The organism is Serratia sp. H1w, from assembly GCF_000633355.1.
GTDB lineage: Bacteria > Pseudomonadota > Gammaproteobacteria > Enterobacterales > Enterobacteriaceae > Chania.
In genome coordinates this window covers 55,711-79,582 of record NZ_AYMQ01000050.1, presented here as the reverse complement: position 1 = coordinate 79,582, position 23,872 = coordinate 55,711, and the positions used below count along the sequence as shown (strand labels likewise).

The 23,872-nt window shown below is 55.4% G+C and carries 26 protein-coding genes; 3 read left to right on the top strand and 23 right to left on the bottom strand.

Annotated elements, in window-relative coordinates:
- From U869_RS30615 to fkpA, 9 genes are all read right to left on the bottom strand, one after another.
- Positions 1-112, bottom strand: a 112-nt coding sequence (locus U869_RS30615; RefSeq protein ID WP_231310522.1) for a GTP-binding protein, incomplete at its 3' end; no start/stop codon positions are given.
- Positions 113-183: 71 nt separating this feature from the next.
- Positions 184-2,298: an elongation factor G gene (fusA, locus tag U869_RS0111075; RefSeq protein WP_025122328.1), complete on the bottom strand. Its 2,115-nt coding sequence runs from the start codon at positions 2,296-2,298 to the stop codon at positions 184-186.
- 95 nt (positions 2,299-2,393) lie between these two features.
- Positions 2,394-2,864: a 30S ribosomal protein S7 gene (gene rpsG, locus U869_RS0111070; RefSeq protein WP_021181637.1), complete on the bottom strand. Its 471-nt coding sequence runs from the start codon at positions 2,862-2,864 to the stop codon at positions 2,394-2,396.
- A 97-nt stretch (positions 2,865-2,961) separates the two neighbouring features.
- Entirely contained in the window at positions 2,962-3,336 is a 375-nt protein-coding gene (gene rpsL, locus U869_RS0111065; protein ID WP_025122329.1) for a 30S ribosomal protein S12, read from the bottom strand.
- Positions 3,337-3,480: 144 nt separating this feature from the next.
- Positions 3,481-3,768, bottom strand: a complete 288-nt coding sequence (gene tusB, locus U869_RS0111060; RefSeq protein ID WP_025122330.1) for a sulfurtransferase complex subunit TusB — start codon at positions 3,766-3,768, stop codon at positions 3,481-3,483.
- Positions 3,769-3,777: 9 nt separating this feature from the next.
- Positions 3,778-4,137, bottom strand: a complete 360-nt coding sequence (gene tusC, locus U869_RS0111055; RefSeq protein ID WP_025122331.1) for a sulfurtransferase complex subunit TusC — start codon at positions 4,135-4,137, stop codon at positions 3,778-3,780.
- Between the two features lie 9 nt (positions 4,138-4,146).
- On the bottom strand, positions 4,147-4,536 hold the full coding sequence (gene tusD, locus U869_RS0111050) for a sulfurtransferase complex subunit TusD (RefSeq protein WP_029987982.1): 390 nt from the start codon (positions 4,534-4,536) through the stop codon (positions 4,147-4,149).
- A complete protein-coding gene (locus U869_RS0111045; protein ID WP_025122333.1) occupies positions 4,536-5,258 on the bottom strand; it encodes a transcriptional regulator in 723 nt (240 codons plus the stop codon). The genes tusD and U869_RS0111045 overlap by 1 nt, the downstream gene beginning before the upstream one ends.
- 326 nt (positions 5,259-5,584) lie before the next feature.
- A complete protein-coding gene (gene fkpA / locus U869_RS0111040; RefSeq protein WP_025122334.1) occupies positions 5,585-6,469 on the bottom strand; it encodes an FKBP-type peptidyl-prolyl cis-trans isomerase in 885 nt (294 codons plus the stop codon).
- A 317-nt stretch (positions 6,470-6,786) separates the two neighbouring features.
- On the opposite strand from fkpA, the gene U869_RS0111035 reads away from it, so the two are divergent.
- Positions 6,787-7,014 (top strand): SlyX family protein, encoded by a 228-nt coding sequence (locus U869_RS0111035; protein WP_025122335.1) that lies wholly within the window; start codon positions 6,787-6,789, stop codon positions 7,012-7,014.
- Between the two features lie 45 nt (positions 7,015-7,059).
- On the opposite strand, the gene slyD is transcribed toward U869_RS0111035, so the two are convergent.
- From slyD to kefG, 4 genes are all read right to left on the bottom strand, one after another.
- A complete protein-coding gene (gene slyD / locus U869_RS0111030; protein ID WP_025122336.1) occupies positions 7,060-7,647 on the bottom strand; it encodes a peptidylprolyl isomerase in 588 nt (195 codons plus the stop codon).
- A gap of 94 nt (positions 7,648-7,741) precedes the next feature.
- Entirely contained in the window at positions 7,742-7,945 is a 204-nt protein-coding gene (locus U869_RS0111025; RefSeq protein ID WP_004951224.1) for a YheV family putative zinc ribbon protein, read from the bottom strand.
- Positions 7,946-7,959: 14 nt separating this feature from the next.
- Complete coding sequence (gene kefB, locus U869_RS0111020; protein WP_025122338.1) at positions 7,960-9,768, bottom strand: glutathione-regulated potassium-efflux system protein KefB; 1,809 nt, start codon at positions 9,766-9,768, stop codon at positions 7,960-7,962.
- Entirely contained in the window at positions 9,768-10,322 is a 555-nt protein-coding gene (gene kefG / locus U869_RS0111015) for a glutathione-regulated potassium-efflux system ancillary protein KefG (protein ID WP_025122339.1), read from the bottom strand. Before kefG ends, kefB begins: the two co-directional genes overlap by 1 nt.
- A gap of 134 nt (positions 10,323-10,456) precedes the next feature.
- On the opposite strand from kefG, the gene U869_RS0111010 reads away from it, so the two are divergent.
- Entirely contained in the window at positions 10,457-12,376 is a 1,920-nt protein-coding gene (locus tag U869_RS0111010; RefSeq protein ID WP_025122340.1) for an ABC transporter ATP-binding protein, read from the top strand.
- A gap of 126 nt (positions 12,377-12,502) precedes the next feature.
- Here the strand turns inward: U869_RS0111010 and U869_RS0111005 are convergent, their stop codons facing one another.
- Positions 12,503-13,990 carry a nicotinate phosphoribosyltransferase gene (locus U869_RS0111005; RefSeq protein ID WP_025122341.1) on the bottom strand — a complete coding sequence of 496 codons (1,488 nt, stop codon included), beginning with the start codon at positions 13,988-13,990 and terminating at the stop codon, positions 12,503-12,505.
- 10 nt (positions 13,991-14,000) lie between these two features.
- On the bottom strand, positions 14,001-14,861 hold the full coding sequence (gene prs / locus U869_RS0111000; protein ID WP_025122342.1) for a ribose-phosphate diphosphokinase: 861 nt from the start codon (positions 14,859-14,861) through the stop codon (positions 14,001-14,003).
- A 219-nt stretch (positions 14,862-15,080) separates the two neighbouring features.
- Here prs and U869_RS0110995 point away from each other — a divergent pair, with 219 nt between their 5' ends.
- Entirely contained in the window at positions 15,081-15,800 is a 720-nt protein-coding gene (locus U869_RS0110995) for an NUDIX domain-containing protein (RefSeq protein ID WP_025122343.1), read from the top strand.
- Between the two features lie 3 nt (positions 15,801-15,803).
- On the opposite strand, the gene tauD is transcribed toward U869_RS0110995, so the two are convergent.
- From tauD to U869_RS0110955, 8 genes are all read right to left on the bottom strand, one after another.
- Positions 15,804-16,652 (bottom strand): taurine dioxygenase, encoded by an 849-nt coding sequence (tauD, locus tag U869_RS0110990; protein WP_025122344.1) that lies wholly within the window; start codon positions 16,650-16,652, stop codon positions 15,804-15,806.
- On the bottom strand, positions 16,649-17,482 hold the full coding sequence (tauC, locus tag U869_RS0110985) for a taurine ABC transporter permease TauC (RefSeq protein ID WP_025122345.1): 834 nt from the start codon (positions 17,480-17,482) through the stop codon (positions 16,649-16,651). Before tauC ends, tauD begins: the two co-directional genes overlap by 4 nt.
- Positions 17,479-18,246 (bottom strand): taurine ABC transporter ATP-binding subunit, encoded by a 768-nt coding sequence (gene tauB, locus U869_RS0110980; RefSeq protein ID WP_025122346.1) that lies wholly within the window; start codon positions 18,244-18,246, stop codon positions 17,479-17,481. Before tauB ends, tauC begins: the two co-directional genes overlap by 4 nt.
- 10 nt (positions 18,247-18,256) lie before the next feature.
- Positions 18,257-19,252, bottom strand: a complete 996-nt coding sequence (tauA, locus tag U869_RS0110975) for a taurine ABC transporter substrate-binding protein (protein ID WP_025122347.1) — start codon at positions 19,250-19,252, stop codon at positions 18,257-18,259.
- Between the two features lie 93 nt (positions 19,253-19,345).
- Positions 19,346-20,473 carry a Gfo/Idh/MocA family protein gene (locus U869_RS0110970; protein ID WP_025122348.1) on the bottom strand — a complete coding sequence of 376 codons (1,128 nt, stop codon included), beginning with the start codon at positions 20,471-20,473 and terminating at the stop codon, positions 19,346-19,348.
- A complete protein-coding gene (locus tag U869_RS0110965; RefSeq protein WP_025122349.1) occupies positions 20,470-21,534 on the bottom strand; it encodes a sugar phosphate isomerase/epimerase in 1,065 nt (354 codons plus the stop codon). Before U869_RS0110965 ends, U869_RS0110970 begins: the two co-directional genes overlap by 4 nt.
- The gene (locus U869_RS0110960) at positions 21,531-22,607 is read right to left on the bottom strand and encodes a Gfo/Idh/MocA family protein (protein WP_025122350.1); all 1,077 of its coding nucleotides are present in this window, start codon (positions 22,605-22,607) and stop codon (positions 21,531-21,533) included. Before U869_RS0110960 ends, U869_RS0110965 begins: the two co-directional genes overlap by 4 nt.
- Complete coding sequence (locus tag U869_RS0110955; protein WP_025122351.1) at positions 22,600-23,862, bottom strand: MFS transporter; 1,263 nt, start codon at positions 23,860-23,862, stop codon at positions 22,600-22,602. The genes U869_RS0110960 and U869_RS0110955 overlap by 8 nt, the downstream gene beginning before the upstream one ends.
- Positions 23,863-23,872: the final 10 nt, after the last annotated feature.

Sequence of the window (23,872 nt, the reverse complement as noted above, 5' to 3'; positions counted from 1 at the left end):
TAGCCAGAACGGTAGTGATTGCAGCGGTCAGAGTAGTTTTACCGTGGTCAACGTGGCCGATAGTACCAACGTTAACGTGCGGTTTGGAACGTTCAAATTTTTCTTTAGACACGGCTATATTCCTTAACTCTTATGCTCCCCCCTCATGGAGAGAGCACTGATCAATGTGTTAAACCCGAAAGCTTATTTACCACGGGCTTCAATAACGGCCTGAGCGACGTTGTTCGGCGCATCATCGTACTTCAGGAACTCCATGGAGTAAGAAGCACGGCCTTTGGTCAGAGAACGCAGTTGAGTTGCGTATCCAAACATCTCGGACAACGGAACTTCAGCGTGAATCTGAACGCCAGTAGCGTTGGATTCCTGACCTTTCAGTTGACCACGACGACGGCTAAGGTCACCGATGACGTCACCAGTGTTCTCTTCCGGCGTTTCAACTTCAACCTTCATGATAGGCTCAAGCAAAACAGGTTTTGCTTTCTTAAAGCCATCTTTAAAGGCGATAGACGCGGCCAGTTTAAACGCCAATTCGGAGGAGTCAACATCGTGGAAAGAACCGAAATGCAGACGCACACCGAGATCAACTACCGGGTAACCGGCCAGTGGACCAGACTTAAGCTGCTCTTGGAGGCCTTTATCAATGGCAGGGATGTATTCCGTTGGGATCACACCACCCTTGATGTCATTGATGAACTCGTAGCCTTTCGGATTCGAGCCCGGCTCCAGTGGGTACATGTCGATAACAACATGACCATACTGACCACGACCACCAGACTGCTTGGCGTGTTTACCTTCGATGTCAGTAACTTTCGCACGAATCGCTTCACGGTAAGCAACCTGTGGTTTACCCACGTTCGCTTCAACGTTGAATTCGCGACGCATACGGTCAACCAGGATATCCAGGTGAAGTTCACCCATACCTGCGATGATGGTCTGACCTGATTCTTCGTCAGTCCATACGCGGAATGATGGATCTTCCTTCGCCAGACGGCCCAGAGCCAGACCCATTTTTTCCTGGTCAGCTTTGGTTTTTGGTTCTACAGCAACGGAAATTACCGGCTCAGGGAATTCCATACGCTCCAGAATGATCGGGCTATTAGGATCACACAGAGTGTCACCGGTAGTTACGTCTTTCAGACCGATAGCTGCAGCGATGTCGCCTGCACGAACTTCTTTGATTTCTTCACGCTTGTTAGCGTGCATCTGAACGATACGGCCCAGACGCTCACGCGCGGACTTAACGGAGTTCAGAACGGTGTCACCGGAGTTAACCACGCCAGAGTACACACGGAAGAACGTCAGGTTACCCACGAATGGGTCGGTAGCGATTTTGAACGCCAGTGCTGAGAACGGCTCGGAGTCATCAGAATGACGCACAGCCGGGGTGTCTTTACCGTCGTCCAGAATACCGTTGATAGCTTCAACGTCATTTGGTGCCGGCAGGTATTCGACAACCGCATCCAGCATTGCCTGTACGCCTTTGTTTTTAAAGGCTGAACCACAGGTTACCAGGATCACTTCGTTGTTCAGCACGCGCTGACGCAGAGCTTTCTTGATTTCTTCCTCGGTCAGCTCTTCGCCGCCCAGGTATTTGTCCATCAGCTCATCTGAAGCTTCAGCAGCAGACTCAACCAGATTCTGGTGCCATTCAGCAGCCAGTTCCTGCATGTCAGCTGGGATCTCTTCGTATTCGAAGGTCACGCCTGCATCAGCTTCGTTCCAGTTGATCGCTTTCATTTTCACCAGGTCAACAACACCGGTGAATTTCTCTTCTGCGCCGATAGCCAGTTGCAATGGAACTGGATTCGCGCCCAGGCGAGATTTAAGCTGACCAACAACTTTCAGGAAGTTGGCACCCATACGGTCCATTTTGTTAACGAACGCGATGCGTGGCACTTTGTATTTGTTAGCCTGACGCCATACGGTCTCAGACTGTGGCTGAACACCACCAACAGCACAGTAAACCATTACCGCGCCATCAAGAACACGCATAGAACGTTCTACTTCGATGGTGAAGTCAACGTGCCCTGGGGTGTCGATGATGTTTACACGGTGCGGCTCAAACTGCTTGGCCATACCAGACCAGAAAGCAGTTGTCGCTGCAGAAGTAATGGTAATACCACGCTCCTGCTCTTGTTCCATCCAGTCCATGGTGGCGGCGCCGTCATGAACTTCACCGATTTTGTGGTTTACACCGGTGTAGAACAGGATACGTTCGGTAGTTGTGGTCTTACCGGCGTCGATGTGAGCACTGATACCGATATTGCGGTAGCGCTCAATGGGTGTTGTACGAGCCATTTGATTCCTCTATTGCCTTAGGCGTTCAAGTTTAGTTAAGCCAAGCGGGTTGGCTTCTTGAAGCGCCCGCTTGGTTAGCATAACTACTGCATGGATTACCAGCGGTAGTGGGCGAACGCCTTGTTGGCTTCTGCCATACGGTGAACGTCTTCACGCTTCTTAACAGCAGAACCTTTGTTTTCTGCTGCATCAGAGAGTTCGTTCGCCAGGCGCAGAGCCATGGATTTATCACCACGTTTACGAGCGGCATCAACGATCCAACGCATTGCCAGGGCATTACGACGAACCGGACGAACTTCAACTGGTACCTGGTAAGTAGAGCCACCAACGCGGCGAGACTTAACTTCTACAGTCGGGCGCACGTTGTCGAGAGCGACTTCGAAAGCTTCCAGGTGACCTTTACCAGAACGCTGAGCCAGGGTCTCCAGCGCGGTATAGACGATTGCTTCTGCAGTAGATTTCTTACCATCTACCATCAGAATGTTTACAAATTTAGCCAACAGCTCGGATCCGAACTTAGGATCTGGCAGGATTTTACGTTGGCCAATTACGCGACGACGTGGCATGGAAATACTCCGTTGAAAATTTCAGGGTTGTCCAAAACTCTACGAGTTTATTTTGACATTTAAGTGAAAATGTTTGGCCTTACTTAACGGAGAACCATTAAGCCTTTGGCTTCTTCACGCCGTACTTGGAACGAGATTGCTTACGGTCTTTAACGCCGGAGCAGTCAAGTGCACCACGGACGGTGTGGTAACGCACACCTGGCAGGTCTTTTACACGACCGCCACGGATCAGGATAACGGAGTGTTCCTGCAGGTTGTGGCCTTCGCCACCGATGTAGGAAGTCACTTCGAAACCGTTAGTCAAACGCACACGGCAAACTTTACGCAGTGCTGAGTTTGGTTTCTTAGGGGTGGTGGTATATACGCGGGTACATACACCACGTTTCTGCGGGCAAGCTTCCAGCGCTGGAACGTTGCTTTTAGCAGCCTTCACAGAGCGTGGTTTGCGAACCAGCTGGTTAATCGTTGCCATTCAAAAAGCTCCTGGGTTTTGCTTCATTTGATGCTTCGTAAACATGTGATAAATCCCCCCGTATGCACTACTGGCAAAGTACGAGGACGCAGAATTTTATGGCTGACTAGTAGAGGTGTCAAGAAATATACAACATCACACGCATTACCATGCCATTTGACTGTGGTGTTGCTCGGTTAGCAACACGAAGTCAGTATAACCGATTAGCGTGATTTTGTGTGAAAAATGACCAGACAGGCCTCTGGCATCCAAATCGTCCTGCAACGCATAAAGGGATATGGGGGCATTGAGCAATAAATCAAGGCTGGCGCTACCGGCCAGGCCTGCCAGCACGCCGTCTTGCAATAACAGCAAGGCGTCACCTTCTGCGGTGAGCCTTAACAGCGCAGGCAGATCACAACGGGTTGGGGAATGGCTGAGGGTATACAGCATCAAGATATCCTAGAAGGTCATGACCACATCGTAAGCGGCCAGTTTCTGGCGCAGCGTGTCTGCCGGCAGAATTTCGGCCTCCAGCACCCAGTCGGTGACCTGTTGCAGGCCGCGCTCCTGAATGGCCGTTGCGCAGAGATAGCAGTTTTCAACGTCATACAGCGGCAATACGCCAAAGGTGGCGATGTAATTACGGGCCAGGATCTTTTCGGGTTGTTGGCCCGGTAGCAGTTGCAACACGCCATCGCCGATAAAGAATACGCCGATGTCTTCGCTAAGCGCCGACGTCGCCAGTACCGCATCCAGCCCTTCCCTGCCTGCTGCATTGCCATGTGGCCCTTGGGTAAAAACAAACGCAACTCGTTTCATCTTGCTCACTTAAAACTGTACCAGGCGATCGTTGCTCAGCGCCGCTTCCGCCAATGAGCCCAAACCACTGAGGGCAAACCCTGGTTGCAGGTTAGCAGCCGATAACGCCAACTGGGCAGCCTCCTGCTCGTCGGTCACGCCACGGCGTAATGCGGCGGCCACGCAGACATTAAGCTCCACGCCGTGTTGCTGTGCCAAGGCAACCCACGCCCGCACCAGATCAAATTCATCACTGGCTGGCGACGTCAGTTGGTTGGCATTCAGCACCCCTTCACGATAGAAGAACACGCTGGTAATGCGGTGACCCGCCGCCAACAGGGCCTGGGCGAACTGCCAGGCGCTGCTCGCTTGCTGAGTCCCGTAAGCCGGGCCGGTTACCAGCAGGCAATAGCTGAGCATCAGCGCTCATTGCCCAGCAAGTCGCCGCTTTTAAACTGGCGGATATACAGGTAGACGGTATGTTTGGAGATATTCAGGCGATCGGCAACCTGGTTAATCGCATCCTTGATATCGAAAATACCTTTCTCGTACAGGTTGAGGACAATCTGACGATTTTTGGCATTGTTGGACACGTTGCGATCGGCATTCACCTCTTCAATGGTGAACTCCAGCGTCTGTGCCACCAGATCGTCAACCGAGGAAGCAAAGTTGACCGAGGAGGCCACCTCCTGCGTTTCTGGCGGCATAAAGGTCTGGATGATTTGCGAGAACGGCACATCGAGGTTCATGTTGATACACAGCAGACCAATTACCCGCTGTTCACGGTTACGGATGGCAATCGTCACCGATTTCATCAGCACGCCGCTTTTGGCTCGGGTGAAATAAGCTTTGGAGACACTGCTGTCTTCACCTGCCATATCATGCAGCATCCGCAGCGCCAGATCGGTGATAGGAGAACCGATTTTACGTCCGGTGTGCTCGCCATTGGCGATACGCACGGCGGAGCATTTCAGGTCTTCCAGAGAGTGCAGCACGATTTCGCAGTGCGCACCAATCAGCATCGCCAGCCCATCGACGACGACTTCATACGACTTCAGGATTTCATGGTCCGTCTGACTAAACGGACGCTCATTCAGCAAATCAAGTTCGCTGGCTTCGCTGGATAAAAGCGAATTCGACATCGAAGATACCACCTACATAGATCGCCTGTGCCAGGGGACGCAACTAAAACGGCTCGTGCAGGTGGCCATCGCAGCCAAGAGCAGTTTTAGGTACACGCCCTAAGGGGCAGGCGCATGATTCATAAGTTCAGACCCAGAGTCTAGCAAAACGGCCAGATCCTAGTCCTTACATTTGCGCGTGATATTGACGTTAAGCCCGATGCCCGGCAGGCGTCAAGCAATCAGTAAAGACAGGGCGTAAAGTTGCGGGAAATTTTGCAGGATTGAGCGGGCAGAAATGACAACCGCCGCGAAGGGCATTCGCGGCGGTTGGGAAAATCTCGGACTTATGGAGCTTTAGCGTCTGCTGGAGCTTCTTCAGCCGCTTTTTCTGTTTTGTCGTCAGCCTTGGCTGCTGGTTTCACATCCAGCAGTTCAACATCAAACACCAGCGTGGAGTTGGCAGGGATCCCTGGAACACCATTTTTACCGTAGGCCAGAGCCGGTGGGATAACCAGCTTGATCTTGCCGCCTTTCTTGATGTGTTTCAGGCCTTCGGTCCAGCCTGGGATCACGCCGTCCAGACGGAATGACAATGGCTCGCCACGATCGTAAGAGTTGTCGAACACGGTGCCGTCGGTCAGAGTCCCTTTGTAGTTCACTACAACGGTATCGCTGTCTTTCGGTGCTTCACCGGTCCCTTCTTTCTCTACTTTGTACAGCAGGCCAGATTCGGTTTTCTTGGCGCCTTTTTCTTTGGCGAAGGTTTCAGCGTATTTAGCGCCTTTCGCTTCGTTTTCTTTCGCGTCCTGCTCCATCTTCGCCTGAGCAGAAGCCTTCACGCGCGCTTCGAAACCTTGCAGGGTTTTTTCGATGTCAGAGTCATTAAGCTTGCTTTGGTTGGCAAACGCATCCTGAACACCGGCGATCAGCTGATCTTTATCCAGCTTGATGCCCAGCTTTTCTTGTTCTTTCAGCGAGTTTTCCATGTAACGGCCGAGGGAAGCACCCAGTGCGTAGGCAGCCTGCTCGTCGTCGCTCTTAAACTTGCCAGTGCTTGGTGCTTCTGCAGGCTTGGCTGCTTCAGCGGCAGCAGCAGGAGCAACTTCGCCAGTGGTGGTAACGGTTGCTGCATCGGCAGGTTTGGCCGCATCTTCCGCCATAACTTGGGTCGCATTCAGAGCAAGTGCCATAGTGGTTGCCAGAAGCGTGACTTTAAACAAAGATTTCATCCATTTCTCCAGTGTCTGAAGCGGTGCCTCAAACCATCATTAAGTAAGTTAACCGGGCTACTATAGCTGCCTGAAACAAAACAAAACAGTCACACAGGTAACCAATCGAGTCAAGATGTGACTCCATATTGGTGACAAAGTTCAAGAAAATCAATTATCACATTGATAATTAAAAACTTTATTTGAGCACCTTGCAGTTCGAATTGCCCGCCCTGCGGCGGCGAAAAACCGCTTGCCGAAATTGGCAGGCACAAAGCCGACCGCTACTGATAACATAGTGCCAGAATCCCGGATTTAACAGTGCCAGAGGTAACATCATGCACGAGAAAGACTACCAGAGCCTGCTGCAACGGTTGGAAGAGATGGAGAGCCGTCAGGCTTTTCAGGAAGTAACGATTGAGGAACTTAATCAAACCGTGGTGCAGCATCAGCTTGAAATGTTGAAAATACAAGAGCACCTGCGCCTGCTGACCGACAAACTGCGCGCCAGCCAACCTTCGATGATCGCCTCACAATCGGAAGAGACTCCACCGCCCCATTACTAAAAAAGGCCACCGAAGCGACCTTTTGTTGCAGTTACCGCGCCAGGATTAGTGGCAGCCGCAACCACCGTTGCCGCCACAGCCGCCTTTCTTGCCGTGCTCATGGTCATGATCGTGGTCGTGGCCATGACCGCCGCAGCAGCCGTCACCGTGTTCGTGGTGATGATCGTGCTCGCCGTGAACGTGGCCGTGGGCCAGTTCTTCTTCGGTCGCTTCGCGGATCGCCACAACTTCTACATGGAAGTTCAGGTCCTGGCCAGCCAGCATGTGGTTACCATCAACCACCACGTGGTCACCATCAACTTCGGTGATTTCAACCGGAACCGGGCCCTGATCGGTATCAGCCAGGAAGCGCATGCCTACCTGCAGTTCATCAACGCCCATGAAGACGTCTTTAGGAACGCGCTGCACCAGATTTTCGTCGTAGTTGCCGTAAGCTTCGTTAGCGGCTACATGAACGTCGAAACGATCGCCAGCTTCGTGACCTTCGAGTGCTTTTTCCAGACCTGCAATCAGAGAACCATGCCCGTGCAGATAGTCCAGCGGTGCACTCACCGGAGACTCATCAACCAAAACACCGTCTTCTGTACGTACTTGGTATGCCAGGCTGACTACCAAGTCTTTTGTTACTTTCATGATATCTCCTACCGTTGGAAACTAAATCGGTGGAGATTGTAGCGGAAATCTCCAGTGCTGTACCCTTCAGCATAAAAAATCACGGCAGATAACGCTACTCTGGATGAAAAATACCGATCACCTGTTCCTGCGGGCGCACGTGTTTTTCCACCTGCTGCTCGGTCTGACGCTGATGGTGGCCACACTTGACGCACTCCACCACCTCGACCTGGTCTTCACGCCAAACTGCCAGCGTATCCATAGCCTTACAGCTTGGGCAAACCGCCCCGGCGATAAATCTTTTACGTGTTGCAGACATCATTTTGCTCCCAATTATTCGTATTCATCCCAGCCGTCGAACTGCCGTTTTTCTTTTTGCATTTCGCGGTGGAAAAGTTCTTCCAGCTCGCGCCGGGCTTCCTTCACGCGGGATATCTGGGCCACATCCCCCAGATGTGGTGGCATCAGTTCACGCAGCATACGCATGTCCAGCCGGCGAAAATGCTGCTGAGCGCGATAAGCCTGATGCGGATGCATCCCCAACTCCGTTAACGCCTTGCGCCCCAGTTCCAAAGCACTGGAGAAGGTTTCACGGCTAAACTGTTTCACCCCGGCCTGTAACAGTTCATGCGCCTCAACACGCCCCCGTGCCCGAGCCAAAATAGACAGGTTGGGGAAATGCTGCTGACACAAATGGACAATAGCCATGGTGTCTTCCGGTTCATTACAGGTAATGACGATGGATTTGGCTTTTTCCGCCCCGGCAGCCCGCAATAGCTCCAGCTCGGTTGCGTCCCCGTAGTAAACCTTGTAACCATAACGACGCAGTACGCCAACCGCGCTGACGTCACGCTCAAGCACGGTGATTCGCTTCTTGTTAGCCATCAGTAAACGGCCAATCACCTGCCCGAAACGACCGAAGCCGACGATAATCACCTGTGGATCGTCATCTTCGACGTAAGGAGCCTCTTCATCCTCATCTTTGGCGTTATAGCGGCGGACCAGAATGCGATCGATAATCTGCATCAGCAACGGCGTGGTCATCATTGACAGCGTCACCACCACCAGCAGCAAGGCCAGTTGGTCGTTATCGATTACGTGTTGCGTGGAGGCCGCTGAGAACAGCACAAAGGCAAACTCCCCGCCCTGGCTCAGCACCCCGGAAAACTGCATGCGCACCGAACGCCGCAGGCCAAAGATCCGCGCCAGCGAATAAAGCACACCGGATTTCACCGCGACCAGGATCACCACGCCAAGCAACACTTCCAGCAGATGGGTATACAACACGCCCATATTCAGCGCCATGCCTACCGAGATGAAGAACAGCCCGAGCAGCAGCCCCTTGAAAGGCTCAATGGCGATTTCCAGTTCATGGCGATATTCGCTCTCTGCCAGCAGCACCCCGGCGATAAAGGTCCCCAACGCCATCGACAGGCCCAGGGCATCCATAAACAACGCGGCCCCCAGCACCACCAATAGCGCCGCGGCCGTAAAGATTTCGCGTACACCCGATGAGGCGATATAGCGGAACAACGGGCGCAACAGGAAGCGGCCACCGATCAGCATGCCGCCGAATGCAGCGACTTTCATGGCGATCTTCGCCCAATCGTCGCTGGTGCCTCCGCCCCCAGCCAGAATCGGGATTAACGCCAACGCCGGGATCACCGCCATATCCTGGAACAGCAGCACCGAGAAACCTAGCTGGCCCCCCTCGTTGCGGTTCATGCCCTTTTCACGCATCAGTTGCAGCGCCATGGCCGTCGATGACATGGCCAGACCAATACCGCCAATCACCGCCGCCTGCCAGGCAAAATGGCTGAAGTAAAGCAACGCGCCCAGCACTGCCGCCGTAACCAGGACCTGCCCGGCGCCGACACCAAAGATTGAACGACGTAGCTCCCACAGCTTGGCCGGATTCAGTTCCAGCCCGATGATAAACATCAGGAACACCACGCCCAATTCGGAGAAGTGCAGAATTTCATCCACGTCGCGGATGAATCCCAATCCCCATGGGCCGATGGCAATACCGGCGATCAGATAGCCTAAGACAGCCCCAATCCCCAGACGACGGGCAATCGGCACCGTCACCACTGCGGCAAACAGGAACAGCAGTATGGCGGTTAACAGCGCGGAACCTTCCATTAGTGCCTCCCGGTATGCGGCAACGGGTTACGCAACCAATCGCCATAGGCGCTGGCATGGCTGCTCAGCACTTCCGGTTTCTGGCGGCGCGCCCAGTAGACGAGGATCGGCGTCAGCCAGTGCATATGGCACATGGCCGCAGTCAGCTCAAAAGGGCGCAGAATATCCTCGATCGGATAGCGATTATAACCCCCGGTGCGATAGGCTCCTTCCGGCTCCCCGGTAGTGATCACCGAGCGCCAGTATTTGCCTGCCAACGCATTGCCGCCCATCCCGCTGGCAAACCCGCGGGACAGCACACGGTCCAACCACTCTTTGAGCAAGGCCGGGCAGCTATAGGTGTATAAGGGATGTTGAAAAACAATAACCTGATGGTCGCGCAGCAGCTGTTGCTCGTGATGGATATCAATAAAAAAATCCGGATAGTGCGCGTATAAATCGTGCACGGTGACGTTTTCCAACTGCTGTGCCGGTTGTAACAAAACCCGGTTTGCTACCGAGTCCTGGGATTCCGGATGGGCATACAGCAGCAAAACCTTCGGCGGCTGTGACATCATTCCCCTCCAAAGCGTCGTCAGGGTGGCGGATTTCCGTTACCATGCAACGCAAAGACTAATAATAGGACCCGTAGGCGTCCTGTTAACGTAAACTCCATTCAATTTAACATACTCTGAACAAACGGCGCTTTATGATTGTTTTCTCCTCGCTACAAATCCGACGCGGCACCCGCGTCCTGTTGGACAACGCCACGGCGACGGTTAATCCAGGTCAGAAGGTCGGCCTGGTGGGTAAGAACGGCTGTGGGAAATCCACGCTGTTAGCCCTGTTGAAAGGTGAGATTGCCGCAGACGGTGGCAGCTACACCTTCCCAAACAACTGGGCGTTAGCCTGGGTGAATCAGGAAACGCCGGCACTGGACGTGCCCGCCATTGAGTATGTTATCGATGGAGATCGCGAATTCCGCCAGTTGGAAGCCGAATTGCAGGTGGCAAACGATAAGGATGACGGCCACGCCATCGCCACGCTGCACGGCAAGCTCGATGCTCTGGATGCCTGGACCATTCGTTCCCGTGCTGCCAGCCTGTTGCACGGTTTAGGCTTTTCCAACGAACAGTTGCAAAGCCCGGTGCGAGCCTTCTCGGGCGGTTGGCGCATGCGTCTCAACCTGGCCCAGGCTTTGGTTTGCCGTTCCGACCTACTGTTGCTGGATGAACCGACCAACCACCTGGATTTGGATGCGGTGATCTGGCTGGAACGTTGGCTGAAAGGCTACCCTGGCACACTGGTACTGATTTCGCATGACCGCGATTTCCTCGATCCTATCGTCGATAAAATCCTGCACATCGAAAATGAGACCATCAACGAATATACCGGCAACTACTCTTCTTTCGAGCGCCAGCGCGTAACCAAACTGGCGCAGCAGCAGTCGCTGTATCAGAGCCAACAGGAAAAAGTGGCACACCTGCAAAGCTACATTGACCGTTTCCGCGCCCAGGCCACCAAGGCCAAACAGGCGCAGAGCCGCATCAAAATGCTGGAGCGGATGGAGCTGATTGCCCCGGCGCACGTCGATAATCCGTTCACTTTCAGTTTCCGCCAACCGGAAAGCCTGCCAAACCCGCTGTTGCGGATGGAGAAAGTCAGCGCGGGCTATGGCGACAAGGTGATTTTGCAGTCGATCAAGCTCAACCTGGTGCCCGGTTCACGTATTGGCCTGCTGGGGCGCAACGGTGCCGGTAAATCAACGCTGATCAAAATGCTGGCCGGCACCCTGGAACCACTCAGCGGCGAAATCGGGTTGGCGAAAGGCATTAAACTGGGTTACTTCGCCCAGCATCAGTTGGAGTTCCTGCGAGCCGATGAGTCGCCACTTCAGCATCTGAGCCGTATCGCCCCTCGCGTGTTGGAACAGCAGCTACGGGATTACCTGGGCGGTTTCGGTTTCCAGGGCGACAAGGTCACCGAGATCACCGAACGTTTCTCCGGCGGTGAAAAAGCGCGGCTGGTGCTGGCGTTGATCGTCTGGCAGCGCCCTAACCTGCTGCTGCTCGATGAACCAACCAACCACCTGGATCTGGATATGCGCCAGGCGTTGACCGAAGCGTTGATCGATTTCGAAGGGGCCTTGGTGGTCGTTTCGCATGACCGTCACCTACTGCGTTCCACCACCGACGATCTGTATCTGGTACACGATGGCCAGGTAGAGCAGTTCGAGGGCGATCTGGACGATTATCAGCAGTGGCTGAGTGACCTGCAAAAGCAGCAGGCACAGCAGGATGCTGCACCGAAGCAGGATAACGGTAACAGCGCGCAGGCCCGTAAAGACCAAAAGCGCCGAGAAGCCGAATTCCGTACGCAAACCCAGCCGCTGCGTAAGCAGATCGCCAAGCTGGAACAGCAGATGGACAAGCTGGGTGCCGAATTGGCCGCAGTGGAAGAACAGTTGGCAGACTCGGCGCTGTACGACAACAGTCGCAAAGCCGACCTGACCGCCTGCCTGCAAAAGCAAAGCCAGGCCAAATCCGCTCTGGAAGAGACGGAAATGACCTGGCTAGACGCCCAGGAACAGTTGGAAACGCTGACCCAGGCGTTTGATGCAGAGAGTTGAGTTAACGCCCCCTCACCTGCGTAGGGGCGCTGCATGCTGCGCCCGTGCCAAGGTCAGATTGGGAGTTTATGGAGGGCACGGTCGGTCCCCTCTCCCTGTGGGAGAGGGTTGGGGTGAGGGGTAATGCTACGCACATGAAAGACGCTGGCGGATTTGCTCCAGTGAGTCCTGGTGATAGAGTTTGCCATCCAGGAAGCGCGTTTTCAGTTCACCCTGCCGTTCCTGCTGCCAGTCCTGATTATCCAGCAGTTGATATTCCCCTTCCCCATCGCGGATCACCCGTAACAAACCACGTGCAGACTGCTTTAAACCGCTGTCGGTCTTCGGCTGTTTGAAAATAGTTCGCCCAACCCCGTTTACCTCGCCATAGGTGGCCTTCATCGCAAAACCGAAGGTATCGCGGGTGTGGTATTGGTAGGTGAAAGAACCGACGCCAAACACCACGTTAGAGCTGGCAAACCCTTTAGCTTCCAGCCGTCGAAGGATTTCCTGCGCGCGTTCCAGCGTGATCGAATCGCCGTAGATCAGCCCAACATGGGGATCCAACACCTTGTAACCCTTACTGTTAACCGTACCACCAAAGATTTCCCACAGCACTTCCACCGAGCCCTTCTCTTCGGCGCTGCGTTGTTCACTTCTATCACTGTCGTCACCGGTCCCACAAAGGATCGCTACCGGGTCGCCACTGTCTGGGCGGAACACCACACGGCCATCGCGTACCATGATTTTGTCATGTAGCTCGCGAGTAAACTGCGTCAGCACTTGCCAGTAATCCCAGGTATCCGACACGATAGAAACCAGCCCGTTCGGATAGAGGTCTTCAATCAGCCGGCGGAACGTTTCGATCTCCGTCGCCTGCTCGCCCATGCACATCACACTGTGCTCGGTAGCGGGGATGCTGCCAGCCACAAAGTAATCGGCCGCGGTTGGGTAATACCGCTGTGCATACAGCACGGAAGGAATATTGTCGGTTCCCTTGAAGCTGAGCAAATGCCCGGTGCCAGACTGCGCAACGTCATGCATGCCCGACAAACCGCGAAAGGAGAAGTCGTGGCATTGGAAATCCAGGTGTGCCACATCGTCACAGGTTTTGGCCGCCCACTGCTGGCAGATTTTGCGGTAATGATGGGCAATGGTGGCGTTGGTGGAAGCCTTCCACAGTTCGGCCGAGATCACCGTTTCCAGATAGTTGACCAACCAGAAGAACTCCTCGACGGTATTGGTGATGGTCAGCACCGGCACCTTCATCTGCACCTTGCTGCCTTCATCCAACCCTTTGATATGCAGCGGCAAATAGCCCAGCCGATGCAGGGCGCGAATATGCTCAACGCAAACCCGATCCTGACCGATGTAGCTGTCCATCAGCGTCTTATACTCACCCACCACCTGCTCTTCCGGTTGAGCAAAGAACTGCTGATTAAATAGATCCACCATGAACCACTGCAAGAAGCCCTGCAATCCAAAGAACACCAGTTTGCCGTCCGGCAGCGGTGAAGCAAAGAACCGATCGCTGCGCGGTGTGAAGTTAGAGTAAACCCGCGTGGTGCCCTGCGGATACTGCTCGCGGTGTGAGACTTTGTAGCCATCAATCGCCAGAATTGGGTTAGTTAACATAGTGGGTTCCTTAATCTGCGTAGATACGCGCAATATCAATCAGTTCAACACGTTGCCCAGCCAATTCCGCCGTAGCATAGGAGGTGGTGGTATAGAGGTTATCGATGCCCTGGTTCAACAGGGCCGCAGTCCCTTTGGAAAACACTCCGTGGGTGACATACAGGCTGACCGTACGTGCCCCCGCCTGACGCAACACCTGAGCCGAGCCAATAAAGGTGCCGCCACCGTCGCACAGGTCATCAACGATCAGCACATCTTTATCCTGCACATCGCCAGCCAGCAGCTCGAATCCCGTCAGATCGCCGCTAAACACGTCGCGATGTTTGGTCATGATGCCGTATTGCGCGATGCCAAAATGGGCCGCCACCGCGTGGATTTTTTTCAGCGCTCCGGCATCCGGTGCCATCAGGAATAGCTGCTGCTGGGTCAACAGATTGGCCAATCTGCTGCTGTGCTGCATGCACTGTTGCTGGGTAATGATGTGCATGTTGTTGATCACGGCGGCAGCCACCTCGCTATGAGGGTCCAGCACCGTCACACGGTCAAACGCCAGCGTGTTAAGTAATTGGCCGAACACCTTGAGCGCAAAGCTGTCGCCAGAGGTCATATGGCGATCCTGACGGGCATAAGGCAGATATGGCAGTTCGAGCAAACTTTCTTTGATCAGGAATTGGTGACGCACCGCCTGCGTGAGCCGTGCCAATAACATGAAGTCATCCATGCTGCGCATTGCGCTGGCACGTATGCGCATCTGCGATATTCCGGTCGTTTCAGGCTGTTCAAACCGGGCATACACCGCCCCATCGGGAAACTTGCCGGTTGCGACTTTTACTTCCATGTCGTTCAAAAACAACTGCAACTGTGCGCTCATATTCCTCTCCCCATCAATTAATGTCTCTAAGACATTTATATAATTGTCCAATGGACATTTATTAGCAAGAAAAAAAATGCGTCGATTGCAAAAAAGCCGTTTAACTCATTGCTATGTCTGAACGGGCGCAGCATGCAACGCCCCTACACGGTGAAGCATTATCATTCCTCCACGGCAGTTGTTATATTGTCTCAAAGACCTTTTTAGCCGAGCGCCTGCATGACCACCCAAGCCGAGTACCTCAAAAATTACGATCCGCGCCTCTTCCCCTCTCCGATCGTCACTGTCGACAGCGTGCTGTTTACCGTGCATGACGGGCAGCTGTGCGTGCTGTTAGCCAAGCGCGCCAATCACCCTTTCCGCGATCAATGGGGATTGCCCGGCGGATTTATCGATTTGCAGCGCGATGCCTCAACGCAAGCAACCGCCGAACGCAAACTGAGGGAAAAAACTGGCGTGGTGCCGCCTTATCTGGCGCAGTTGGAAAGCTTTTCTGGCCCGGAGAGGGATCCGCGCGGCTGGAGCCTGACGACGGTCTACTTTGCCCTGATCGCCCATGCCGATTGCCAACCACATATCGCCGATGTGAATGACGTAGCCTGGATGCCGATGGACAGCCTGCAAACGCAGCAGTTGGCCTTCGATCATCAAACGATTGTGACAGCGGCACTGCAGCGATTACGGCAAAAAACCGCTTACTCCATGCTGCCGGTCTATTGCCTGCCAGCGGAGTTCACGCTTTCCCAGTTACAGGAAGTGATTGAGATCATCTTGTCGCATAACGTGCAGCGCAAAAGCCTGATGCGGCGTTTCGACGCTTCGGAGATGTTTGAGGAAACCGGCGAGAGAGTGGCAACAGGCGCACGCAAGGCACGCCTGTATCGCAAGAAAGCGGGTGTGGATATGATCAACTTCTCCAGAAACCTGATGGTGGAGTGATCCTCAGGCGCGATAAAACGGCTTATCCCCCAGAATGGTCGCTCGGTGCATAATGCGCCGCTGCGGCAGGTAATCCGCATTGGCGTAATGCTGCGTCACGCGGTTATCCCAGATGGCAATATCGTTGGCCTGCCAGCGCCAGCGCACCTGAAACTCTGGCTTGGTGATATGTGCAAACAGGAAACCTAGCAGGGCATCGCTCTCTTTCGCTGCCAACCCCACAATTCGCGTAGTAAATCCTTCATTGACGAACAGCGCCTGCTTGCCGGTCACCGGATGGGTGCGGATCACCGGGTGCAACAACGGTGGGTTCTTCTGAACGGCCAACAGCCAGCGCTGATGTTCTTCCTCGCTACCGCGATGCTTATATTCGGGGAATGACTTGGTGAAGTCATGTTCCGCCTGCAACCCGGCCAGCAACCGCTTGAAGGGTTCAGACAACGCCTCATAAGCGGCAATCCCGCTGGCCCACAGCGTATCGCCACCGGTCGTCGGCAGTTGCTTGGCGGCTAAAATCGCCCCCTGTGGCGGGTTTTCAATAAAGGTCACGTCGGTATGCCAGTTATCGTTATCCGGCGGATTATTGTCATGGGTATCCAGCACAATAATCTCCTCCACATCGGGAGCATGCGGATACACCGGGTGAATATGGAGATCGCCAAAGCGCCCTGCCAGCTCACGCTGCTGTAACGGCGTGATCGGCTGATCGCGCAGGAACAGCACCTGATGTTTGAGCAAGGCATGGTAAAGCTGCTCAAACTGGCCGTCGCCCAGTGGCCGTGCCAGATTAACGTTCTCCACCAACGCGCCGATATAAGGCCCCAACGGGGTAATTGCTAAACGTTCGTTCATTGCTGAACTCCATGCCAAGGGGTCAACCGGCGCTGCAAGGCACGCAGCCCCAGCTCCAGACCAAATGCGATTATCGCAATCACGCTGATACCGGCGATCACCACGTCGGTCGCCAAAAACTCACCGGCGGACTGCACCATAAATCCCAGGCCGCGCGTAGCGGCGATCAGTTCGGCGGCTACCAGCGTAGACCAACCGACACCCAGCCCAATGCGAATGCCGGTCAGGATTTCCGGCAGCGCGCTTGGCAACACGACAAAGCGCAACAGCTGCCAGCGGTTGGCGCCCAAAGCCTGCGCGGCACGAATGCGCACCTGCGCCACACTGCGTACGCCAGCTACGGTCGAAAGCGTCACCGGAGCAAAAATCGCCAGGTAAATCAGCAGGATTTTCGAGGTTTCGCCAATGCCAAACCAAATCACCATCAACGGCAGGTAGGCCAACGGCGGCACCGGACGATAAATTTCGATCAGTGGATCAAGCAAGCCACGTACCGTCTCACTCAGCCCCATCGCAATACCTACCGGGACACCAATCACCACCGCGGCCAGCAATGCCACCAGAATGCGGCCCAAACTCGCGGCCAGGTGTTGCCATAACGTGGCATCCATAAAGCCTTGTGGGCTGGAAATAACGAGTAGTTGATGCAATACCTGCTGCGGCGCAGGCAAGAACAGCGGGCTGATCAAGTTTAATGCAGTTACCGCCCACCATATCGCCAACAGGGTCAGTAAGGTTGCGGCGCTCAACTTGAGGCTACGCGGCAACGTAAAGCGAGACTGCCGCACTGCGGAGGGCACGGCGGCTTTCAGAACGGAATGCAGGCTCATAGCAAGGCCTCGCGCTGTTGGAACACCCGGCCCAACACATATTCACGCTGGGCGATAAACTCAGGATCGGATTTGATCGAGCGGCAAGGCTCACCGGCGGCATAACGCTGGCCAAAGTTCAGCGACAGCCGCTCCACCACCTGCCCCGGCCCTGGGGAAAGCAGTAACAGCTCACTGGCCAGGAACACCGCCTCTTCAATGTCATGGGTGATCAACAACACCTGCTTGCCGGTATCGCGCCAGATGTTCAACAGCAGTTCCTGCATCTGTTCGCGAGTGAACGCGTCCAGCGCACCAAAAGGCTCATCCAGCAGCAACAGCCGAGGGTCAGCAGCCAAGGCGCGAGCAATGCCCACCCGTTGACGCATCCCTCCGGAAAGCTGCCAGATGAAATGTTGTTCATAGCCGGTCAGCCCAACGCGTTGCAGCATCTGCTGCGCAACCTTGCGGCGTTGCACCTTCGCTACCCCGGCCAGCTGCAAACCAAACTCCACGTTATCCACCACGTTGCGCCACGGCAACAAACCTTCATGCTGGAACACCACGCCCCGTTCGGCACCCGGGCCTTTAACGGGGACGTCATCCAGCGTAATGCTGCCTGCCGTTGGCTCAATAAATCCGGCGAGCAGATTCAGCAGCGTGGTTTTGCCGCAGCCCGAAGGCCCCAACACCACCACCAATTGCCCGCTGGCGATCTGGAACGACACATCGCGCAGCGCCGGACGCCCCTGATATTCCGCCGAAAGATGGTTAACGTTTAGCATTGCGGCCCCCTTATGACTGCGGCGCAGCCTGTACCTGTTTGACAAAGCGGTCGGTCACAAAGGCGCTGTAGTCACTGTCTACCTGTGGGATCTTGCCTTGTTGCTTAAGGAACTCGGCGGTATCGCGAATGGCTTTATCCACCGGCTGGCCCAGTTGGCTGATCTGATCGGCTACCGGCAGATAACGATTCCCCTTCACCAGCTCCGGCACCTGCTCTGGCGGCACTCCGCTCAGGCGAGCCAGCGTACTGAGATTGCTTGGGTCCTTCAGCCACTGTTCCGGCTTGGCCAGATAGGCTTTCTGCGCTTTCAGGGCGCTAGCGGCAAACGCGGTGACCACGTCTGGATGCTTCTCGGCGAAGTCTTTGCGCACTACCCACACGTCCAACGTTGGTGAGCCCCATTGGCCAACCTGCTCGGAGTCGGTCAGCACCTTGCCTTGCTTGGCAAGCTCATTGACCACTGGCGCCCAGACGTATGCCCCGTCGATATCCCCACGCTGCCAGGCCGCCGCAATAGCAGGTGGTTGCAGGTTGAGGATTTGTACCTGTTCAGGTTTGATACCCCAGTGTTTCAGGGAGGCCAGCAGGCTGTAGTGAGTGGTGGAAATGAACGGCACCGCAATGCGCTTGCCGATCAGATCCTGGGGAGACTTGATCTCCTTTTTCACCACCAGCGCTTCGGAACTGCCGAGCTGCGAGGCGATCAGGAAAACTTCTATCGGCAGTTTCTGGCTGGCCGCCACGGCCAGCGGGCTGGAACCGATATTGCCAATCTGCACGTCGCCAGAGGCCAGCGCACGTAATACGCTGGAACCACTGTCAAATTTGCGCCAGTCAACGGTCGCGCCAGACTGTTTGGCAAAGCTGTTTTCCGCCTGCGCCACCTTGGCCGGTTCGGCGGAGGTCTGGTACGCCACGGTAACGTCCACTGCCTGGGCACTGGCCGTACCGAGCGCTAAAGCCAACAAGACTGCACTGCGTAATGAGAAAAGTTTGCTCGCCATGATCCGCTCCGTTGATAAAATTCTGTGCTGTGAGCTACAGTTTTATCTGAGCGGCGCTCGGCAATAAAAGAATAAAAAAATCTTCTTTATTACTTATGGCGATATCAATGCCACCCACTCGCCCCCTGCGGCACTGCTGCGCTGGGCGGCATCAATAAACGCCATCCCTTGCACGCCGGTTTCAATCCCCGGTAACAGCGGTGCCGCCGCAGGGCCATCACGTAAACAGCGGGCCGCTTCACGGTAAATCTGACCGAACCCTTCCAGATAACCTTCCGGATGCCCCGCAGGCACACGGGCCAGCAGGCGGTTTTCTACGTGCTGAAATGCCGAGGCACGAGTAATACAATACGCAGGCGCGTCGAAGGGCCGTATCCAAAGTTGGTTAGGGTTTTCCTGGCAGAACTCCAGGCTACCCTCACTGCCGTAGACCCGTAGTTTCAGGCCATTCTCATGACCGCAGGCCACCTGACTGGCCCAGAGGCGACCCTTGGCCCCATTGGCGTAACGCATCTGCACCCGTACGTCGTCGTCCAGCCTGCGCCCCGCGATAAATGACGATAGCTCAGCGCTGATCGCCTCAGGCAACATGCCGCAGACAAACTCTGCCAGTTGCCAGGCGTGAGTGCCCACATCACCGATGCAACCTGCTCCGGCCTTTTCCGGCTGGGCACGCCAACCCGCCTGCTTGTTGTCGGTCAGTTCCAGGGGTTTTGCCAACCATTGCTGCAAATACTCCACCTCGACGAAGCGAACCTCGCCCAACTCCCCCGCTAACACCCGGCTACGTGCCTCACGCACCAGCGGGTAAGCGCTGTAGTTATGGGTCAGGATCAGTTGCCTGCCGCTTTGGCGTACGGTCTCGGCCAACTGCAACGCTTCCGTATACGAATTGCATAGCGGCTTATCGCAGATCACATCAATCCCAGCGTTGAGAAAGGCACTGGCTACCGGGGCATGCAAATAATTCGGGGTCACGATCGCGACAACATCAATTCCATCTTCACGCGCCGCTTCCGCCAGTGCCATCTGGTTAAAGTCGGCGTAACAACGCTCCGGCTGCAAATGCAGTAACGCCCCGGTGCGCAGGCAGTTTTGCCGATCGGAAGAAAACGCGCCGGCGACCAGTTCGAACTCATCATCCATCCGCGCCGCCAGCCGATGCACGGCACCGATAAACGCGCCTTCACCGCCGCCCACCATTCCCAGCTTCAATCTCATAATGCGTCCTCCACGCCCAACATCGCTCTCACCTGCGCCCGGTCGGTAGCCACGACGGCAAAATCATCAAAGGCCCGTTCCGCCACCGGAATAATATGGCGGGCGATAAACGCCGCCCCTTCACGTGCCCCAGCCTCCGGTGACTTGATACAGCATTCCCATTCCAACGTGGCGACGCCGGGGAAACCGTACTGCGTCAGCTTGCTGAAAATGGCCGGGAAGTCGATTTGCCCATCCCCCAGTGAACGAAAACGCCCCGGCCTTTCTGGCCACGGCTGGTATCCCCCATACACTCCGCTGCGCGCGCTGGGGCGATATTCCGCATCCTTGACGTGAAACGCGCGGATACGTTGGTGATAGCAATCGATAAAGCCCAGATAATCCATCTGCTGCAAATGCAGATGGCTGGGATCGTAGAGAATATGGCAGCGGGGATGATTGCCGACCTTGGCCAGGAAGCGCTCAAAGGTCACACCGTCATGTAGGTCCTCTCCCGGATGCAGTTCATAGCACAGATCTACGCCAGCCCGATCGAAGGCGTCCAGGATCGGCAGCCAGCGCAGGGCCAACTGTTCGAAAGCCTCTTCCAGCAGTAACGCATTATGCGGTGGCCACGGGTAGAAGTAGGGCCACGCCAACGCCCCGGAGAAAGTCGCATGCGCCGTCAGCCCCAAGCGCTGCGAAGCCTGTGCCGCCAGCAACAATTGCTCCGTTGCCCAGGCTTGCCGCAACTGTGGTTTGCCCCGGACTTCTGGCGGAGCAAACCCATCGAAGGCCAGATCGTAGGCCGGATGGACGGCGACCAACTGCCCTTGCAGATGCGTCGACAGCTCGCTGATAGTAATACCGTGCCGCCCAAGCCGGGCGATAATCTCATCGCAATAATCCTGACTGCGCGCCGCCAATGCCAGATCGAAGATAGCCGGTTCCAGCGTGGGGATCTGTACGCTGGTGAAGCCCAGCCCGGCGGCCCACTCCGCCAGGCCATCCAAAGTATTAAACGGGGCCTGCTCGGCGATGAACTGCGCTAAAAATAGTCCCGGCCCCTGCATCGTCTTCATTCGTCTCTCCCTAATACCACCGTGCGTTGGCTGCGCACCGCTTCGTCCGCCGCCAAAACCACCCGCAAGCTGTTCAATGCATCCTGAAGATGCTGATGAAGATCCCGCTGTTCACGAATGGCCTGTAAAAAGTAACGCTGTTCACTCAGGCACAGCGCCAAATGGTCTGGTTCATCCTGGCAATCGATCCAGCGATCTGGCCGTTTAAAGCGGTTTTCATCATCCAGATCGGCGTAATGCACGCGCAAGGATTCGGTTTTGGTATGCCCCCCGACATCGTCGGAGGCCCTTTCCTGATGGCGGGCCACGATCGAAACCGACCCGCGTGGCCCGATAACGTCTTTCACAAAGTAGGCCGTTTCACTGATCATCGGCCCCCAGCCCGCTTCGTACCAACCGACCGACCCGTCGGCAAAGCGCACCTGTAGCTGGCCGTAGTTATACATGCCCTGGGGCAAGTCATCGGTCAACCGGGCACCGATCGCACTCACGCTGATGGGTTCGGCCTGGGCCATCTGGCACATCACGTCCAGATAATGTACGCCGCAATCAACGATGGGTGACAACGACTGCATCAGATTGCGATGCACATTCCACATCTGCCCATGGCTTTGCTGATTAAGGTTCATCCGCATCACCAAGGGTTTACCCAGGCCCCGAGCCAGTTCGACAAACTGCTGCCAGGAAGGGTGATGGCGCAGAATGTAGCCCACCACCACCTGCCGCTGTGCCTGCCTGGCTGCGGCGATCACCCTTTCGGCCCCTGCTACCGTGGTAGCAAGCGGTTTTTCGATAAACAGGTGACACCCCGCAGCCAAAGCAGCCAAGGCATAAGCTTCGTGGGTATCGGGATAAGTGGTCAGGCAGACGGCATCTGGCCGGGTTTGCGCCAGCGCCAACTCAAAATCGCTGAAGGTGGGATAACCGCCACCCAAGCGTTGATTAAGCACCTCACGCGACTCCCCTCGTGCTACCAGCCCACAAATTTCTACCCCTTCCATCGCGTGGTAAGCCTCGGCATGGGACGCCCCCATATTGCCGCAGCCCACCACCAGCACGCGTAAATCAGCCATCACGTTTCTCCCCTGCTGGCGTATCCCGGTAGTTGAAGGTGAAGAAGAACAGCGCGGCGATCGCTAATGCACCGAACGCCGGGTACCACCAGAAGTGCTGCCATTGCGGCAACGCCGCAGCCCCTTCCCCTGTCACCATCTGGTTAAACAGCGCACCGCTGATTTGTGAACCAATCAGCATCCCTATGCCGTAGGTGAACAGCACCAGCAGGCTCTGGGCCTGGCCTTTCACCTTGTCGCCCGCCACCTTATCGGTATAGATAAAGCCGATGACGAAGAAGAAGTCGTAACACATGCCATGCAGGATGATGCCAAGGTAGATCATCCAGCGCATTTCTTCGGTAATGCCCAGCGCGAACATCACGTAACGCAGGAACCAGGAAAGCATGCCGATCATCAGCATGTACTTGATTCCCAGGCGGGCAAACAGGAACGGGATCAGCAGCATGAAGAACAGCTCTGACATTTGCCCCAGCGACATCACGCCACCCACGTTGGTAAAACCGGCTGCGGCAACGAACGGCGCGGCATAGGCGTAATAAGCCGCCAGCGGGATCGAGATCAGCATCGCGCAGATGATAAACACCAGGAAATGGCGCTGCTTGAGCATCGCGAAGGCGTCGGCACACAGCAGATCGCGCATTTTCACTGGCTTGCCGCGTTCCGGCGCCGGGGTATGTGGCAACGTAAAGCTGTAAACCGCCAATACCAACGAAGCCACCGCCGCCAGGGTGAAGATATCGGTACTGTCCGACATGCCAGTGCTGCCGACGATCAGTCCAGCGACAATCCAGCCAAAGGTGCCGAACGCCCGCACGATCGGGAAGGCTTTCTCACTATTGCTCAGGCTGTAAAATGCCACGTTGTTGCTCAGGGCAATGGTGGGCATGTAGCACAGCATATAACCGAAGATGATCCACAGCAGCCCGCTGCCCTGCCCCTCGGCAAAGAAGCCTGGCATCATCCACAGCAGGCCGGCCCCAACCAGGTGCAACACGGCCAGCACCTTTTGCGAGGCAAAGAAGCGGTCGACCACCATCCCCAATACAAATGGCGACAGGATGGAGGCGATTGGCCCGGTGGAATAGGCATCGCCAATAATCGCGGTCAGGCCATATTTGCCCATCACCACCCCAAGCGTGACGTACCAGGCTCCCCAGACAAAAAATTGCAGGAACATCATCAGTGCCAGCCGCGGCACCACCCATTTGAACGTGGTGCTTTTGGCCCCCAGGGCCAGGCTATCTGTTTGCATAACTCCCCCA

Coding starts and splice junctions, on each gene's coding strand:
- fusA (WP_025122328.1), bottom strand. CDS start 2,298: ATGGCTCGTACAACACCCATTGAGCGCTACCGCAATATCGGTATCAGT.
- rpsG (WP_021181637.1), bottom strand. CDS start 2,864: ATGCCACGTCGTCGCGTAATTGGCCAACGTAAAATCCTGCCAGATCCT.
- rpsL (WP_025122329.1), bottom strand. CDS start 3,336: ATGGCAACGATTAACCAGCTGGTTCGCAAACCACGCTCTGTGAAGGCT.
- tusB (WP_025122330.1), bottom strand. CDS start 3,768: ATGCTGTATACCCTCAGCCATTCCCCAACCCGTTGTGATCTGCCTGCG.
- tusC (WP_025122331.1), bottom strand. CDS start 4,137: ATGAAACGAGTTGCGTTTGTTTTTACCCAAGGGCCACATGGCAATGCA.
- tusD (WP_029987982.1), bottom strand. CDS start 4,536: ATGCTCAGCTATTGCCTGCTGGTAACCGGCCCGGCTTACGGGACTCAG.
- U869_RS0111045 (WP_025122333.1), bottom strand. CDS start 5,258: ATGTCGAATTCGCTTTTATCCAGCGAAGCCAGCGAACTTGATTTGCTG.
- fkpA (WP_025122334.1), bottom strand. CDS start 6,469: ATGAAATCTTTGTTTAAAGTCACGCTTCTGGCAACCACTATGGCACTT.
- U869_RS0111035 (WP_025122335.1), top strand. CDS start 6,787: ATGCACGAGAAAGACTACCAGAGCCTGCTGCAACGGTTGGAAGAGATG.
- slyD (WP_025122336.1), bottom strand. CDS start 7,647: ATGAAAGTAACAAAAGACTTGGTAGTCAGCCTGGCATACCAAGTACGT.
- U869_RS0111025 (WP_004951224.1), bottom strand. CDS start 7,945: ATGTCTGCAACACGTAAAAGATTTATCGCCGGGGCGGTTTGCCCAAGC.
- kefB (WP_025122338.1), bottom strand. CDS start 9,768: ATGGAAGGTTCCGCGCTGTTAACCGCCATACTGCTGTTCCTGTTTGCC.
- kefG (WP_025122339.1), bottom strand. CDS start 10,322: ATGTCACAGCCGCCGAAGGTTTTGCTGCTGTATGCCCATCCGGAATCC.
- U869_RS0111010 (WP_025122340.1), top strand. CDS start 10,457: ATGATTGTTTTCTCCTCGCTACAAATCCGACGCGGCACCCGCGTCCTG.
- U869_RS0111005 (WP_025122341.1), bottom strand. CDS start 13,990: ATGTTAACTAACCCAATTCTGGCGATTGATGGCTACAAAGTCTCACAC.
- prs (WP_025122342.1), bottom strand. CDS start 14,861: ATGAGCGCACAGTTGCAGTTGTTTTTGAACGACATGGAAGTAAAAGTC.
- U869_RS0110995 (WP_025122343.1), top strand. CDS start 15,081: ATGACCACCCAAGCCGAGTACCTCAAAAATTACGATCCGCGCCTCTTC.
- tauD (WP_025122344.1), bottom strand. CDS start 16,652: ATGAACGAACGTTTAGCAATTACCCCGTTGGGGCCTTATATCGGCGCG.
- tauC (WP_025122345.1), bottom strand. CDS start 17,482: ATGAGCCTGCATTCCGTTCTGAAAGCCGCCGTGCCCTCCGCAGTGCGG.
- tauB (WP_025122346.1), bottom strand. CDS start 18,246: ATGCTAAACGTTAACCATCTTTCGGCGGAATATCAGGGGCGTCCGGCG.
- tauA (WP_025122347.1), bottom strand. CDS start 19,252: ATGGCGAGCAAACTTTTCTCATTACGCAGTGCAGTCTTGTTGGCTTTA.
- U869_RS0110970 (WP_025122348.1), bottom strand. CDS start 20,473: ATGAGATTGAAGCTGGGAATGGTGGGCGGCGGTGAAGGCGCGTTTATC.
- U869_RS0110965 (WP_025122349.1), bottom strand. CDS start 21,534: ATGAAGACGATGCAGGGGCCGGGACTATTTTTAGCGCAGTTCATCGCC.
- U869_RS0110960 (WP_025122350.1), bottom strand. CDS start 22,607: ATGGCTGATTTACGCGTGCTGGTGGTGGGCTGCGGCAATATGGGGGCG.
- U869_RS0110955 (WP_025122351.1), bottom strand. CDS start 23,862: ATGCAAACAGATAGCCTGGCCCTGGGGGCCAAAAGCACCACGTTCAAA.